At 74.0% G+C, this 14,241-nt stretch carries 13 protein-coding genes and 1 pseudogene; 7 read left to right on the plus strand and 7 right to left on the minus strand.

Translation table 11 applies throughout. The annotated features are described in order from the left end of the window. Positions 1 to 30 precede the first annotated feature (30 nt). Both ACMATS_RS34945 and ACMATS_RS34950 read right to left on the minus strand, forming a co-directional pair. Entirely contained in the window at positions 31 to 1,197 is a 1,167-nt protein-coding gene (locus ACMATS_RS34945; RefSeq protein ID WP_390775373.1) for a MalY/PatB family protein, read from the minus strand. A gap of 24 nt (positions 1,198 to 1,221) precedes the next feature. Further along, positions 1,222 to 2,439 (minus strand): hypothetical protein, encoded by a 1,218-nt coding sequence (locus ACMATS_RS34950; protein WP_414170247.1) that lies wholly within the window; start codon positions 2,437 to 2,439, stop codon positions 1,222 to 1,224. A 179-nt stretch (positions 2,440 to 2,618) separates the two neighbouring features. Between ACMATS_RS34950 and ACMATS_RS34955 the strand changes: the two genes are divergently transcribed. The 6 genes and pseudogenes from ACMATS_RS34955 (at position 2,619) to ACMATS_RS34980 (ending at position 8,048) form a co-directional block, all read left to right on the plus strand. Further along, on the plus strand, positions 2,619 to 3,542 hold the full coding sequence (locus ACMATS_RS34955; RefSeq protein WP_390775371.1) for an MBL fold metallo-hydrolase: 924 nt from the start codon (positions 2,619 to 2,621) through the stop codon (positions 3,540 to 3,542). 70 nt (positions 3,543 to 3,612) lie between these two features. Then, complete coding sequence (locus ACMATS_RS34960) at positions 3,613 to 4,344, plus strand: hypothetical protein (protein ID WP_390775370.1); 732 nt, start codon at positions 3,613 to 3,615, stop codon at positions 4,342 to 4,344. Beyond that, entirely contained in the window at positions 4,337 to 5,209 is an 873-nt protein-coding gene (locus tag ACMATS_RS34965; protein WP_414170248.1) for a hypothetical protein, read from the plus strand. The genes ACMATS_RS34960 and ACMATS_RS34965 overlap by 8 nt, the downstream gene beginning before the upstream one ends. 157 nt (positions 5,210 to 5,366) lie before the next feature. Then, positions 5,367 to 5,984 (plus strand): trimeric intracellular cation channel family protein, encoded by a 618-nt coding sequence (locus ACMATS_RS34970; protein ID WP_414170249.1) that lies wholly within the window; start codon positions 5,367 to 5,369, stop codon positions 5,982 to 5,984. Positions 5,985 to 6,402: 418 nt separating this feature from the next. Continuing rightward, positions 6,403 to 6,801 (plus strand): annotated as a pseudogene (locus ACMATS_RS34975) (L,D-transpeptidase); the annotation flags it as partial. A gap of 389 nt (positions 6,802 to 7,190) precedes the next feature. Continuing rightward, complete coding sequence (locus ACMATS_RS34980) at positions 7,191 to 8,048, plus strand: isocitrate lyase/PEP mutase family protein (protein ID WP_390775367.1); 858 nt, start codon at positions 7,191 to 7,193, stop codon at positions 8,046 to 8,048. Between the two features lie 248 nt (positions 8,049 to 8,296). Here ACMATS_RS34980 and ACMATS_RS34985 read toward each other — a convergent pair whose 3' ends face one another. From ACMATS_RS34985 to ACMATS_RS35005, 5 genes are all read right to left on the minus strand, one after another. Further along, on the minus strand, positions 8,297 to 9,526 hold the full coding sequence (locus tag ACMATS_RS34985; protein ID WP_390775366.1) for an FUSC family protein: 1,230 nt from the start codon (positions 9,524 to 9,526) through the stop codon (positions 8,297 to 8,299). 225 nt (positions 9,527 to 9,751) lie between these two features. Beyond that, positions 9,752 to 10,576, minus strand: a complete 825-nt coding sequence (locus ACMATS_RS34990; protein WP_414170250.1) for an ABC transporter permease subunit — start codon at positions 10,574 to 10,576, stop codon at positions 9,752 to 9,754. Beyond that, on the minus strand, positions 10,573 to 11,487 hold the full coding sequence (locus tag ACMATS_RS34995) for an ABC transporter ATP-binding protein (RefSeq protein ID WP_414170251.1): 915 nt from the start codon (positions 11,485 to 11,487) through the stop codon (positions 10,573 to 10,575). Before ACMATS_RS34995 ends, ACMATS_RS34990 begins: the two co-directional genes overlap by 4 nt. 43 nt (positions 11,488 to 11,530) lie before the next feature. Then, complete coding sequence (locus ACMATS_RS35000; RefSeq protein WP_414170252.1) at positions 11,531 to 12,556, minus strand: zinc-binding alcohol dehydrogenase family protein; 1,026 nt, start codon at positions 12,554 to 12,556, stop codon at positions 11,531 to 11,533. Between the two features lie 15 nt (positions 12,557 to 12,571). After that, positions 12,572 to 13,192, minus strand: coding sequence for a hypothetical protein (locus ACMATS_RS35005; protein ID WP_391154511.1), 621 nt, complete (start codon positions 13,190 to 13,192; stop codon positions 12,572 to 12,574). A gap of 171 nt (positions 13,193 to 13,363) precedes the next feature. Here ACMATS_RS35005 and ACMATS_RS35010 point away from each other — a divergent pair, with 171 nt between their 5' ends. Then, positions 13,364 to 14,239 carry a universal stress protein gene (locus tag ACMATS_RS35010; RefSeq protein ID WP_414170253.1) on the plus strand — a complete coding sequence of 292 codons (876 nt, stop codon included), beginning with the start codon at positions 13,364 to 13,366 and terminating at the stop codon, positions 14,237 to 14,239. Positions 14,240 to 14,241: the final 2 nt, after the last annotated feature.

Below are 14,241 nucleotides of genomic sequence, written 5' to 3' on the forward strand. Positions count from 1 at the left end.
CCGTTCGGCCGAAGGGGGATACGGAGAAATTCACAGGGCCGCCGCCATCCTCCGCACCGCCTCCGTGAGGATTTCCGGCGACGTCGCCAGCGTGACGCGGACGTGCCCGGCACCGCCGGTCCCGAAGGGCGTGCCGCCCGCCAGCGCGACGCGCCCCCGCTCCAGGAAGACCGCGGCCGGATCGTCCCCGAGACCGAGGTCCCGGCAGTCCAGCCACGCCAGGTAGGTGCCGTCCGGCTGCCGGTACCGCACCCCCGGCAGATGTTCCGCCAGCAGGCCGGCGAACAGCTTGCGGTTCGCGTCCAGGCCGGTCAGGACGCCGTCGAGCCACGCACCCCCGTGCCGCAGGGCGGCGCTGTGGGCGATGACGCCCCAGTGGCTCGGACCGTGGCTCACCACCAGCGGCAGCCGGGCCAGTTCCGCGGCCGCGGCCGGACCGGCCACGGCGAGCGCGGACTTGAGCCCGGCCAGGTTCCACGCCTTGGAGGCCGACAGCAGGGCGAACGCGCCCTCCGCCCCGGGGACGGACAGGAACGGCACGTGCTCCGCGCCCGGCAGGACGACCGGCGCGTGGATCTCGTCGGCGACGACCCGCACGCCGTACGCGCCCGCCAGCTCCGCCACCGCCGCCAGTTCGTCGCGGGTGTGCACGGTGCCCGTCGGGTTGTGCGGGCTGCACAACAGGAAGGCCGCGCGGCGCCCGCCCGCCGTGGCCTCGCGGAAGGCGGCCTCCAGCGCGTCCGGGTCGATGCGGTGCCCGGTGCCCAGCGGGGCCTCGACGACCCGGCGGTCCATGTGCCCGACGAAGCCGTAGAACGGCGGATAGACCGGGGAGTTCACCACGACGGCGTCCCCCGGCCCGGTGACCAGCCGCAGGACTTCGACGGCGCCCGTCATCACGTCGGCCACGAGCGAGGTGCGGTCCGCCGCCACCCCGTCCCAGCCCCAGCGCTCCCGCGCGAAGCCGTCGTAGGCCTCCGCGTAGGCCGTGCCGGCCGCGTAGCCGGTGTCACCGTGTGCGAGTGCCTCGGTCAGGGCCCGGGTTATGGGCTCCGCGAGGGGGACGTCCATCTCCGCTATCCACAGCGGCAGGACGTCCGGGCCGTGGACGCGCCACTTGGCGCTGGTGCGCAGGCGCAGGTCGGTGAGGGAGAGCTGCTGCAGGGGTCCGGTCGTGTCGTTCGGCAGTGAGGACATGGAGAGCATTGTGCTGCCCAGGCCTCACCGTGTGACCGCGTCTTTCAGGTGCGCCATCGCGCGCTCGCACAGCTTCGCCGAGCCGTCCGGGTCGGTCGAGGTGACGCTCAGGAAGAGCCGGCCGCCCACGCCGGCGGCCAGGACGATCGGCGCCCCCGACAGGCTCGTGTGCGCGGCCCCGTAGAGCGCCGACAGGCGCAGCGGCCCGTAGTCGAGCGGGATCGGCACCCGGGCGCTGCCGAGGAACACGTCGAAGCGGGCGCCCTGGGCCTCGCTGCGGCGCAGGACGGACCCGATGGCCCGGCGGGGGAGCGGGGCGAGGAGGCCGAAGGTGCGGACGAGGGAGGCGAGTTCGTCGGCGTGCACCCGGTGCCGGACGGCGGCGCGGATGTCCCGGGCCAGGGACCAGAAGTCGCGGTGCGTCGTGCCGTCCACCGACAGCAGGAAGTTCGCCGCGTACAGGCCCACGGCCTCGCCGGGCGGGGGGACGAGGACGCGGCGCAGGTCCGCGCCCACGGCGATGCGGGCGGGGTGCGGCAGGGCGCGGGCGAAGGCCAGGCAGAGGGCGGACTGCAGCGTGGCCCGTTCGGTGCGGCAGCGGGACCGCAGGGCGGTGACCTCGGACGCGCACAGCGTCCACGTCGCGCACGAGAGCGGGCCGGCCGGCTGCGGCGGCCGCGCGCCGTCGCCGCCGAGCGTGCGGGCGAACGGCACCAGGTCGGCGAGCCGGGCGCGGCCGACGGGCAGGAGGCCGTCGGCGGGCGGCGGGAGCGCCGCGGCGGGGGCGGGGTCCGGGGCGGGCCCGGCGAGCCGGTGCAGGACGTCCCGGACGACGACGCAGGCGGACAGGGCGTCGGCGACGAGCTGATGGAAGACGCAGACGAGGTCGAAGGCGTCTCCGTCGTCGACGAGCACGAAGCGGGCGAGCGGCCCGGCGGCGGTGTCGAAGCGCCGCTGCAGCTCCTCCTCGACGACGCGGGCCCAGGTGTCCCTGCCGTCGGCCCCGACCACCCGCAGCGGCGGGCCCGGCACGCCGTCCGTGGTCAGCAGCGCGTGCCGGCGTCCTCGGCAGGCGATCCGGGCCCCGAGCAACGGATGCCGCAGCCGCGCGGCGGCGAGGGCGCCGGACAGGCGGTCCGGGACGGCCCGCCCGTAGACCCGGGCGACGGCGGCGACGTTGGCGGGCAGCACCTCGCCCGCGGCCCATATGACCCGTTCGTACGGGGAGAGACGTCGGCGCATGGACGCAGACTGCCGTGCGGGTCGCACCCCTGCCGCGGAGGTGACGGGTTTTCACTCGCGTGGGGACGTCCCGTGCCGCACGGGTACATCCCCGTACGTCCCCGCACATCCTCGGCCGGTTCGTGTGAATCGGCCGTTCCTCTCCCGCCGCGGTATGGGCAGTACCTAGGGTCGGGGCCATGCAGACGATCACTTTGGGCGCGGTGGAGGTCACCCGCGTCGTGGAATGGCACGCCCCGATGGGCCCCGTGGCCGCCGCGTTCCCCGGGCTGACCCCCGACAAGTGGCGGGAGCACGCGTCCTGGCTGGTGCCGGACTTCTGGGATCCGGAGCAGGACGCGTTCGCCGTCAACGTGCAGACGTGGGTGCTGCGCAGCGGCGGGACGACGGTCCTCGTCGACACGGGGGTCGGCAACGACAAGGAACGGCCGTACATGCCCGCCTGGGCGCACATGAGAACCGGCTATCTGGACCGGCTGGCGGCCGCCGGGGTGCGGCCCGAGGACGTGGACGTCGTGGTGAACACGCACCTGCACCCGGACCACGTGGGCTGGAACACCCGCCTGGTGGACGGCGATTGGGTCCCGGCCTTCCCCAACGCCACCTATCTGATTCCCCGGTCCGACTTCGACCACTGGAATCCTGCCAACGGCCGTCCCAGACGCGGGGTGCTCGGTGACGTCACCGTGGAGCAGATCTGCGGGAGCATGTTCGAGGACAGCATCCTGCCCGTGCACCGGGAGGGGCGCGCCGTGCTGTGGGAGGGCGAGCGCCATCGCATCGACGCTGCACTCACCCTGGAGGCGGCCCCCGGGCACACGCCCGGATCCTGCATCGTCCGGCTGGAGTCGGGCACGGACCGGGCGCTGTTCGTCGGTGACGCGATGCACACGCCGCTGCAGTTCGCCGAGCCGGACTGCGACACCTGCCTGAGCGAGGACCAGGCCGGGGCGGCGCGCACCCGGCGGCGGATCCTGGAAGAGGCCGCGGACACCCGGGCGTTGGTCTTCCCCGGGCACTTCCCGGGGCGCGGCGGTGCCGAAGTGCGCCGCGAGGGCTCGGCGTTCGCGATATCCCGCTGGGCGCCGTTCGACCGGACCTGACGCGGGAGCCCGGTGGTGCACGCCGGGGCGCGGCCGTCGACGGCGCGCATCCGTCCGGGAGTCACTGCCGGTGACGGTCCGGCTCCCGGCTGAAATCATCGGTGCTGCAGGGCTCGACGAGGAGCGCCGGCGCCGGGAGAAAGGGCGTGCCGTGCCACCGGAGATCCGTCTCGACCCACCCCCGCAGCGGTCCGGCGCCGAGGAGTTCCCCGCGGTCGTCGAGCCGCCCCTCACCGACATTCCGGAGCCCGGCCCGCCGCCGGGTCCGGCCGAACCGGTCGCCTGGGAGCGCACCCGCCACCCGTCCAGTGCGGAGCTGCTGGCCCGGACGACGCCCGTGCTGCTGGCGGACGGGCGCGTCCGGGCCGCGCTGGACGGCCGGCGGTACGTCGTCCTGGGCGCGAGCGCGCTGAGCGACGACAAGGACCGGACGGTGCCCGCGATCCTCGTCCTGGTCCACGACTACACGGGCCGCCGCACGCTGGAGATCACGCTGGCCGACGCGGAGCCGCCGGTCGTCGTCGGCGTGACGGAGAGCCGCGCCCAGCCGGGCCTGTCCCCGGCGGAGGCCGAGCGGGCCGTGGAGCTCGCCCGGACGCACCCGGAGGTCGTCCGCCGCCGCACCGCCGACTCCGTGCCGATGGTGCTGCTCACCAGCGACGTCGAGGAGGGGGACGAGCATCACGGGCACCGCCGCGCCTATGTCGGCTTCGGGCCGCCGGGCGAGCGCCTGCCCCGGGTGCGGGTGATCGTCGACCTCGGCGAGGAGCGCGTGCTGGGCGGAGGCGGCGGCGATGAGTGAGTCCGGCCGTATCGCCTGGCCCGCCGGGCAGCCGGTGTGGACGTTCGACTGGCGGCTCGCGGACTCCCCCGACGAGGAGGGGATCGTCGTACTGCGCGCCGCCTACCGCGGCCACCAGGTCTTCGCCAAGGTGAGCCTGCCCTCGCTGCGGGTGCAGTACGACGGGCCGTGCGGCCCGTACAAGGATCCGCTCAACCACGACAACTCCCACCCCACCCGCAGGTGTCCGCGGACGCGGGTGTGCGCGTACGCCTCGGGCAGCGGTGCGCAGAGCGCGCTGAACCTGGAGTCGTACCACACCATCGGTGCGTACCGCCTGACGCACCGGTGGGTCTTCCGGGCCGACGGCGTGGTGCTGCCCCGGCTCTTCAGTGCCGGTCTGCAGTGCCCCTTCGACCATCGTCACCACACCTACTGGCGCTTCGACTTCACGCTCGACGGAGTGCCGCGCGATCTGGGGCTGGAGTACAACACCTACGCGCCCGACGAGGGGTGGGGCGCCGGCTGGCACCCGTTCCGCACCGAGACCAGCCGCGTCAAGAACCCGGCCTCCCGGCGCAGCTGGGCCGTGCTGAACAAGGACAGCGGCCGGGGCTACCACCTGCTGCCGGGCCCGAACGACGGTACGGCCGACGCCTTCTCGACCTCCGACCTGTGGCTGCTGCGCTATCACGGCAGCGAGGACCGGCACGGGAGGCAGGGCAGCGCCGCCGCGGACGGGCTCGGCGCGTACCTGAACGGCGAGGACACCGACGGGCAGAACCTGGTCGTCTGGTACTGCGGCCACCTCGTCCACCACGTCAGCGACGCCGGCCGGGACCGGCACGCGGTCGGCCCCGACCTCGTCCCGCTCGGACCCTGGTGACGGCGGGCCCCGCCGGCTCGTCCCTTCGGCCGATGCGGCACTGGCCGGACGGAGGAGGCGGCGGGGCGCGGGCCGGTGGTTGAGTGGGCCGGTCGGGTTGCGGACGACGGCGTGCCGCTCTCTCCCCTCCTCCTGCACCACCGGAACGGAGACGGCGATGCTGCACGTCCTCTACCTCGTCGGGATCGCCGCGTTCGCGGCCAGCGGTGTGCTGGCCGCGCACCGGGCGAGGCTGGACCCCTTCGGCGGCCTGGTCCTGGCCTTCGCCGCCTCGATCTCCGGCGGCACCCTGCGGGACCTGATCCTCGGGCGTCAACCCCTGTACTGGACCCACGACTGGGTGCTGCTCGCGGTCATCACCGGTACGGCGCTGGCGACGATGGTCTTCCTGCATCACCGGGACCTGCCGCACCGCTCGCTGATGACCGTGGACGCGGTGGGGCTGGCCGTCGTCACGGTGATCGGCGCGCGGGCGGCGATCCACGCCGGGGTCACGCCGTTCGCGGTCATCATCCTGGCCGTGATGACCGGAGTGACGGGTGAGGTCGTCCGGGATGTGCTGTGCGGGGAGTTCCCGCCGTTGCTGCTGCGGGAAGAGGTGTACGCGACGGCGGCGCTGGCCGGTGCGGTCACCTATCTGCTGCTGGACCGGCTCGGGGCGGGGGCTACGGCCGCGGCGGCGGTCTCGATGGGGCTGGTCTTCGCGGTGCGCATGGGGGCGCTCCACTTCGACCTGCATCTGCCGAGGCTGCTGGGGGCACGGCGGGGGGCGTGAAGATGCCAACCGGCTGAGAAGGGACCGGACCCCGGCGTACCGTTGACTGCAGGGGCGGTCCGACGGCTGAGAGCGGGTCAGGCGTGAGACTTCGGGGGTGGCTGTGGCGTCGTTGTCGTTCCGGGGCGTGGGTGGCGGTGCTGGCACCACCGCGCCGGTCCCGTAGATCGAGCAGTCCGAAAGCGCCGAGATGCCGCCGTTGCTGGTGCACCTCGGCGCGCACGCGTTTCCCGGCCGGGTGAGCGGCGAACGCCCCCTGTCGTAGGGTGCGTTCGCCGATGCGTCGTACAACCTTTCAGCGCCGTTCATTGTCTTACTGCTCATGACAAGAAAACGGCGTGCGACAGCCGGGCGACGGCTGGGCGTCCTGCTGGGGGCGGCGGCACTGACCGTCCCCCTGACGGTGGCCGTGGGCGGCACCGCACAGGCGGCGGTCGGCCCCAAGTGCCCCACGAACAAAGGGCGGATCGCCTGTGTCGACCTGACCCGGCAGGTCAGCTGGATACAGAACGGCAGGAAGGTCGCCTACGGACCCGTGCACATAAGGTCGGGCCGGGCCGGCTACGTGACGCGCACCGGCCTGAAGAAGGTCTACTGGCGCGACCGGGACCACTGGTCGTCGCTCTACCGCGTCGGCATGCCCTACAGCCAGTTCTTCGACGGAGGGCAGGCCTTCCACGCCATCAGCGGCAGCGTCTGGGCGCCGCCCGGCTCGCACGGCTGCGTCAACATGCGGCCGCAGGACGCGAAGGCGTACTGGAATCTGCTCCGCACCGGGGACGCCGTCTACATCTACGGCCGTAAACCCGGCACTTGACGCGTGCCCTGTGCGTGTCCCCGGCGGCGGTCGCTCGTTGCGTCCGGCATGGGGAGTGGTCGCAGAGGGTGCATGGTTCCGGACAGCTTGCGGCGGCGGGTGGGGCACTCGTCGCCGCTGGTCCGCAAGTGCCCGCAGGGCTGCGGGGCTTGTCGCGATCGGCGTGAATACAGCGCAACGTTAAGGGTTTTACGCGGTCGCTATTGTTTCATTGCCAAAGCTTTGACTAGCCTCCGGGAACACACCCCAGCACCCCCGGGGTGCGCGCCCTCGCACGACGGCACGCACCCCCCGGGCTCCTCAGTTCACCGACATCCCCGCTCCGGTCAACAGCTTGGCGGCGGAAACCGGCGCGACATGTCGGTGAACTCCAGTCTTCGGAGGGTACCGTGAATCACCCCGCCCGACTACGTACCGCCATAGCCGCGGACGGCACGACCCCGCTCATCGGCGTCTTCGACATGCTCTCGGCCTCGGTCTCCGCCCAGCACTACGACGGCATGTTCATCTCCGGCTTCGGCTTCGCCGCGTCCCACTACGGCCTGCCCGACATCGGCTTCATCGCCTGGCCGGACATCGTCGCCTTCGTCCAGCGGCTGCGGCTGGCCTTCCCCGAACAGCACCTGCTCGTCGACATCGACGACGGCTACGTCGACCCCGAGACCGCCTGCCACACCGTGCAGCACCTCGAGGCCATCGGCGCCTCGGGGGTGATCCTGGAGGACCAGAAGCGCCCCCGCCGCTGCGGCCACGTGGACGGCAAGCAGATCCTGCCGCTGGAGGAGTACCTCGAGAAGCTCCACATGGTGCTCGACGCCCGCCGCGACCTCGTCGTCGTCGCCCGCACCGACGCCACGGAGGAGGCCGAGATCCTGCGCCGCGCCAAGGCGCTCGCGGCCACCGACGCCGACGTCGTCCTGGTCGACGGCGTCCGCAGCGTGGACTGGATCCGCAAGGTCCGCGACGTCATCGGCGACAAGCCGCTGCTGTTCAACCAGATCGCGGGCGGCAAGTCGCCCCGCCTGTCGCTGCCCGAACTGACCGAGCTCGGCGTGGACGTGGCCATCTACAGCACGCCGTGCCTGTTCGCCGCGCAGTCCGCGATGGACGCGGCGATGGTCCGGCTCAAGCAGGACGACGGCAGGCTCCCGGAGTTCACCTCCTCCAGCATCGGCGTCGCCGAGTGCCTGGGCCTGCTGGAGAAGAACATCAGCCGGAACCACGGCCGCGAGGCCGCGCTCGCCTGACGGCGGCATGCACCGGTACGCCGGCCTGCCGGGACGCTTGTCGTCCCGGCAGGGTCTTCGCCCCGTCAGGGGTGCGGGGAACTGCGCGAGCAACCACCGACGGCTTGCAGTCGACGAGCCCCCCGGAACTTCGGCTGCGGGCGCGTCGTGGCTGGTCGCGCAGTTCCCCGCACCCCTGACGGGGCGCTGCTGGTCGCGGCCACGCGGCGGAGCCGCATATGTCACCGCCCCGCACCCCTGACGGGGCGCTAGCCCCCGCGGCTGCTCCGCCAGCCGTAGCGGCTGCTGCGCAGCCGGCGCCTGATCCCGTTCACCACCGGGTGCCTGTCGTGCTGTTCGCGGGAGTGCCGGTCCAGCTCCTCCACCAGCCGCTCGGACCGCTTCTCCACGTCCAGCTCGTCCAGGATCCGGTCGATCTCGGCCAGCAGCGCACCGTGCAGCTGCCACTGGCGCGGGTGCTCCCGCATCCGCGCCAGCAGCAGATCGGCGGCCCGGTCGCGACTGCTGCGCCCGGCGGCCAGTTCCCGGGCGAACCGGGCCTCGGCCTCCTCGGCGCTGTCCCGCACCTGTGTGGTGATCAGCACCGCGAAGCTCTCGACGGCCCGGGCGAGATGGCCGAACACCTCCTCCAGGGCGGCGGCCACGTCCTCCGGGAACAGCGGCTCGTCCCTGCGCTCCTTGGCCAGGTCGGTGAGCGTACGGGCCGACACCCGCAGCACCACGGCGGCGATCTCCAGGGCGTCCAGCCCCGTCCGCAGCACCACGCGGAACAACAGCCCTTCCTTGACCCGGGGGTTGAGCCGCAGACTGTCCTCGGCCTGCCGCAACGAGGCGTCCACCTGCACGATGTCGTGGTCCAGCCGGCGGGCCGCGTGCAGCCGGGCCGCGGCCTCCTCGACGGGCATGTGCCCGCTGATCTCCCGCCCGATGTCCAGCAGCAGGTCCCGCATGCGCCGGGCCAGCTCCTCGATGGCCTCGCCCGCCGGCTGCACCCACACCGGCGGCACGAACAGGAAGTCGAACATCAGGCCCACGACCGCGCCGATCAGCGTCTCCAGGACCCGGTCCCACGCCGTCTGCGTCACCTGGGTGACACCCAGCACCAGCATCGCGCTGATGGCCACCTCGGGGACGAACTCGCCCACCCGGACGAACCGTCCGATGACCAGCGAGGCCAGGATGATCAGCCCCAGGCTCCACCAGGTCAGGCCCACCAGCACGCTGAAGCCGATGGCGATCAGCACGCCCGCCACCACCGAGTTGACCCGGCGGATGCTCGTCGTGAGCGTCGAATAGAGCGTCACCTGGACCACGAGCAGCGCCGTGAGCGGCGCGGTCAGCGGCAGCGGCTCCCGGCTCAGCTGCAGCGCCACCACGTACGAGATCACCGCGGCCAGCGTGGAGCGCACCGTCTGCACGACCGCGGGCTCCCTGCCGCGCCGCACCAGGGTCGTCAGGGGGTCGGGAAGCTCGGGCACACCGTGCCTCTTCCCGCTGCGCGGCGCCCCGCAGTCGTCCTCCGCGCCGTGCCACCCGGCTGGTGGTAGCGCCCCGTCAGGGGCGCGGGGCTGTTGACATATGCGGCTCCGCCGCGTGGGCGCGACCGGCCACAGCTGCGCCCGCCGGGAACCTCGGCTGCGGGCGCGTCGTGGTTGCTCGCGCAGTTCCCCGCGCCCCTGACGGGGCGCTACGGCTACGGGGCCCTACGGTGCAAGATCCCGGCGGTGCAGCAAGGCGAACGCCGCCGCGACCCCCGCCGCCCCGACCCCGCACAGCACGCCCAGCGAGCCCCACGGGACGGTCGGGTGGGCCAGGATGTCGCCCGGCGTGTAGTAGTGGAACGGGCTGGCATAGCGCAGCGGAGCCGCCTTCGACCAGGCCAGGGCGACGAAGTTCAGCGCGAAGCCCACGGCGCCCAGGGCGATGGCCGCACCGAGGACGTGCGCCCGGCGCCGTGCCGCCGCCGAGACGGCCAGCGCCGGGCCCAGGAGGCAGAACGTCAGCCCGCAGCCCAGCAGCCCCGCGATGAACACCCCGCGCAGGGGCACGTCGTGGTGCATGTCCGGCGAGAGGGCCACACCCGCGGCGACCGTGAGCGTGGCCACTGCATTGAGCACCAGGGCGACCAGCACCGGGGCCGCCGTGCGCTCGGCCAGCAGCCTGGCCCGGGAGACGGGCCGTACGACCACGAGCTCGATCGTCCCGGACTCCACGTCGGCGGCCACCGCGGCCGCCGACAGCGAGGCGACGGCCGTCACCTGCAGGGCGATCCAGAACGGGTGGGTCAGCCCCGCGCCGAGCAGCCCCGGGTAACTGCCGATCGACACGCTGCCGGTGGAGCCGGAGAACGCCTTGAACGCGCTCGGCGGGGTCCGCCCGCCGTCGCCGCCGAACGCCTGCCCGTGCGGTACGGCGCCGGCGATCACCACGATGAGCAGCTCGAAGACCGCCATGCCGAGCACCAGCGCCGTCAGCATCCGGCGCCTCCGGTGCAACGCCAGCCACAGCAGCGGGAAACGGTCCCTCATGCCTCCTCCACGGGAGTCCGGTAGAGGTCCAGGAAGGCCTCGTCCAGGCCCGCCTCCTCGACGGTCAGATCCGCCACCGGCAGCGCCAGCAGCCCGCGCAGGGCGTCCACCACCTCGTGCGGCGGGACCAGCAGCTCGGCCTGGTTCCCGGTCCACCGCGGCGACCAGCGCTCCGCCCCCGGAAGCGGCCGTTCCCCCTGCCCGTCGGCGAACGCCAGCCGCACCCTGCGGGCCCGTGCCCGGCGCAGCTCCGCCACCGACTGCACCGTGACCAGCCGCCCCTGCCGCACGATCGCCACCCGGCCGCAGGTCCGCTGCACCTCCGGCAGCACATGGCTGGAGAGCAGCACCGTGCGCCCGGCCGCCGCGGCCTCGGCCAGCAGCTCGTAGAACGTCTCCTGGACCAGCGGATCGAGGCCCTCGGTCGGCTCGTCCAGCACCACCAGCTCCGGATCGTGCTGCAGCGCCTGCACCAGGCCGAGCTTCTGCTTCATCCCGCGCGAGTACTCCCCGACCGTGCGCGCCAAGTCCGCGGCCGTGAGCCCCAGCCGCTCGCACAGCTCCGCCCGCCGCGGTGACGGCGCCCCCTGCAGGCTCGCGAGCAGGCCCAGCGTCCGCGCCCCCGTGAGCTCGGGATAGAAGCGCAGCTCGCCCGGCACGTAGCCGAGCCGCGGCGCCACCTCGCGGTGCCCGTCCACCGGGTCGTGGCCGAGCAGCCGCACGCTGCCCGACGTCGGCCGCAGCAGCCCCACCAGACAGCGGATGGTGGTGGTCTTGCCCGCCCCGTTGGGCCCCAGGAAGCCGAAGACCTCGCCCGCCGCGACGGCGATGTCGATGCCCTCGACGCCGGTGGTCCGGCCGTAGCGTTTGGTCAGGGAGCGGATCTCGATGGCGGGTCCGGGGTCGCGCACACGGCACCTCCTCCTCTTCTCACCGTCCTCCCTACCCGCGGTGTCAGTCGGCGATCAGTACACCGACGCCGGTCATGCGGTCGGCCGCCAGATCCGCCAGCGCCTCGTCGGCCCGGCTCATCGGATAGCGCTGCACATGGACGACGGGCCGGTGTCGGGCCGCCTCGGCGAGGTAGGCGCTGCCGTCCGCGCGGGTGTTGGCGGTGACGCTGCGCAGGGTGCGCTCCTGGAAAAGGTGGTCCTGGTAGACCAGCGGCGGAATGTCCGTGAGGTGGATGCCCGCCACCGACAGCGTGCCGCCGCGGTCGAGGGCCGCCAGGGCGACGGGGACGAGGTCACCGACCGGGGCGAACAGGATCGCCGCGTCGAGGGGTTCGGGCGGGGCGTCGTAGGCACCGCGCGCCGACGCCGCGCCCAGGCCGAGGGCCAGGCGCTGCGCCGCCGGGGCGCGGGTGAGGACGTGGACGGTGGCGCCCCGGGCGATGGCCAGCTGGGCCGTCAGATGGGCGGAGGCGCCGAATCCGTAGATGCCGAGCCTGCCGCCGGGCGGCAGCTCGGCGCGCTGCAGCGCGCGGTAGCCGATGATGCCCGCGCACAGCAGGGGCGCCAGTTCCTCGTCGGGCGGTCCCTCGGGCAGGCGGTAGGCGAACCGGGAGTCGACGACGGTGTGTTCCGCATAGCCGCCGTGCAGGTCCCAGCCGGTGTACCGCGAGTGCGGGCAGAGGTTCTCGCGCCCGGAACGGCAGTACGGGCACGTGCCGCAGGTCTCCGCGAGCCAGGCCGCGCCCACCCGGCTGCCCGGGGCGAAGCCCTGCGCCTGCGGCCCGGCGGCCAGCACCCGGCCGACGATCTCGTGCCCGGGCGTGCACCGCGGCAGGTGCGGCGGCAGGTCCCCCTCGGCGAGGTGCAGATCGGTGCGGCACACCCCGCACGCGTGCACGTCGATCAGCAGCCCGGACGGCCCGAGCGGCGGCAGAGGGCGCTGCACGCGGCGCAGCGGGTGCTCGGCGGCGGGGGCGGTGCGGTCGACCACCCAGGCCGTGGTCACGAGGTCACCGGACGGCGTCATCGTCGTCGCCTCCGCTCAACTGCTCGGCCCCCTCGACCACTTGGGCTCCAGCTCGGTCCACTCCGCCTCCCACTGCGCGTACCGCCTGCGGTCCAGCACGGCCGCGACGGCCGCCCGGGCGCCGAGCGAGAGCACGACCAGCGCACTGGCCGTCATGCCGCCCGCCACCCAGCCGGTCAGCACCGCGGACTCCACGGGCATCGGGGGGTCGGTGACGGACCCGCTGCGGTCGACCCAGATGCGTACGGACGCGCCCGTGGGCGTCCCCGTGGCCACCTTGGCGATGCTCGTGTGCTTGCGGCCCGCCGCGTCCGTCCAGGAGACGGGGGCGTCGTCCAGCCGGGCGCCGGTCACCGAGAGGGACTGCGGGGTTCCCTGGGGGTGCGCCGTCAGCCGGCCGGTGACCTGGTGCCGGTCCGCCGCCTGTGCCCGGACGGTGTGCAGCTGGGTGTCGTACACCGCCTTGCCCACCGCGGGCGCCGCCGTGGGCAGGGCGAGCAGGAGGAGCGCGGTCAGGCAGGCGTTGAGCCGGGCCTGCAGCCGGTCGGAGGGGCGCCACAGGGTGTCCTCGCCCCCGCCCGGGCCGTGGCCGGCGGGACCGGACCCGGGTGTGCTGTGCCTGCCTCGCAGGTTCATGGTGGTGCCTCCCTGAGCCCGGCGCAGCGGTCTTCCCTCCATGGTCGGGGCAGACGCGCGCGACGTCACGGGGAACGTCGTCCCCTCTTGTCCGCTGCGGGCCGACACTGGAAGCAGGACGGCGGCCGTGCGCCGTGCAGGGGCCGCCGCGGACCGGACGGAGGCGGACCCATGGAACCGGCACCCATCACCGTGGGACTCGACGGCTCGCCCGAGAGCCTGGCCGCCGCGCACTGGGCGGCCGGCGAGGCCGAGCGGCGCGGGGCGGCCCTGCGCCTGCTGCACGCCTGGATCCTGCTGGTGGCGCAGCCGCGCAACGTCGCCCGTGAGAACGACCAGGACTACTGGGCGAAGCGCCTCGTGCGCGCCGCGCACACCGAGGTCCAGGAGCGCCACCCCGATCTGCACATCGTCGACGAACTGGTGGCGGAGGAGCCCGCGACGGCGTTGCTGAAGGCCGCGGCGGAGTCGACGATGACCGTCCTGGGCTCCCGCGGACTGGACCGCGTCTCGAGCTTCTTCCTGGGCGACGTGGGCCTGCACGTCGCGGGCCGGGCCGAGCGCCCGGTGGTGCTGGTGCGCGCCGGGGCGCGGGACGAAGGGCCGTCGCCCGCACACGGGGGCGGCGTGGTCGTGGGGGCCGGGCTGCATGGCCCGGGCGGCGACGAGGTGCTCGCGTTCGCGTTCGGAGCGGCCGCCGGGCGCGGGGTGCCGTTGAGGGCCGTGCACGGGCTGTCCCTGCCGGTGCAGGCGTACGCGCCGTGGGGCGTCGACCCCGACGTGGCCGAGGAGCTGAGTCACGACTCGCGGGGGCGGCTGTCGGCCGCGCTGCGCTCCTGGCGCGCGACCTACCCCGACCTGCCCGCGACCGGCATCGTCCGGCTGGAGAGCCCGGCCCGCGCGGTCGTCCAGGCCGCGGAGGGCGCCGACCTGGTGGTGGTCGGCCGGCGCAGGCACCGCACCGCGCTGACGCCCCGCCTGGGAGCGGTGGTCCAGGCGTGCGTGCACCACGCGTCCTGCCCGGTCGCCGTGGTCCCGCACGACTGACC

The sequence above is a fragment of the Streptoverticillium reticulum genome (assembly GCF_047456005.1).
GTDB lineage: Bacteria > Actinomycetota > Actinomycetes > Streptomycetales > Streptomycetaceae > Streptomyces > Streptomyces reticulum.

Coding starts and splice junctions, on each gene's coding strand:
- ACMATS_RS34945 (WP_390775373.1), bottom strand. CDS start 1,197: ATGTCCTCACTGCCGAACGACACGACCGGACCCCTGCAGCAGCTCTCC.
- ACMATS_RS34950 (WP_414170247.1), bottom strand. CDS start 2,439: ATGCGCCGACGTCTCTCCCCGTACGAACGGGTCATATGGGCCGCGGGC.
- ACMATS_RS34955 (WP_390775371.1), top strand. CDS start 2,619: ATGCAGACGATCACTTTGGGCGCGGTGGAGGTCACCCGCGTCGTGGAA.
- ACMATS_RS34965 (WP_414170248.1), top strand. CDS start 4,337: ATGAGTGAGTCCGGCCGTATCGCCTGGCCCGCCGGGCAGCCGGTGTGG.
- ACMATS_RS34970 (WP_414170249.1), top strand. CDS start 5,367: ATGCTGCACGTCCTCTACCTCGTCGGGATCGCCGCGTTCGCGGCCAGC.
- ACMATS_RS34990 (WP_414170250.1), bottom strand. CDS start 10,576: ATGAGGGACCGTTTCCCGCTGCTGTGGCTGGCGTTGCACCGGAGGCGC.
- ACMATS_RS35000 (WP_414170252.1), bottom strand. CDS start 12,556: ATGACGCCGTCCGGTGACCTCGTGACCACGGCCTGGGTGGTCGACCGC.
- ACMATS_RS35005 (WP_391154511.1), bottom strand. CDS start 13,192: ATGAACCTGCGAGGCAGGCACAGCACACCCGGGTCCGGTCCCGCCGGC.
- ACMATS_RS35010 (WP_414170253.1), top strand. CDS start 13,364: ATGGAACCGGCACCCATCACCGTGGGACTCGACGGCTCGCCCGAGAGC.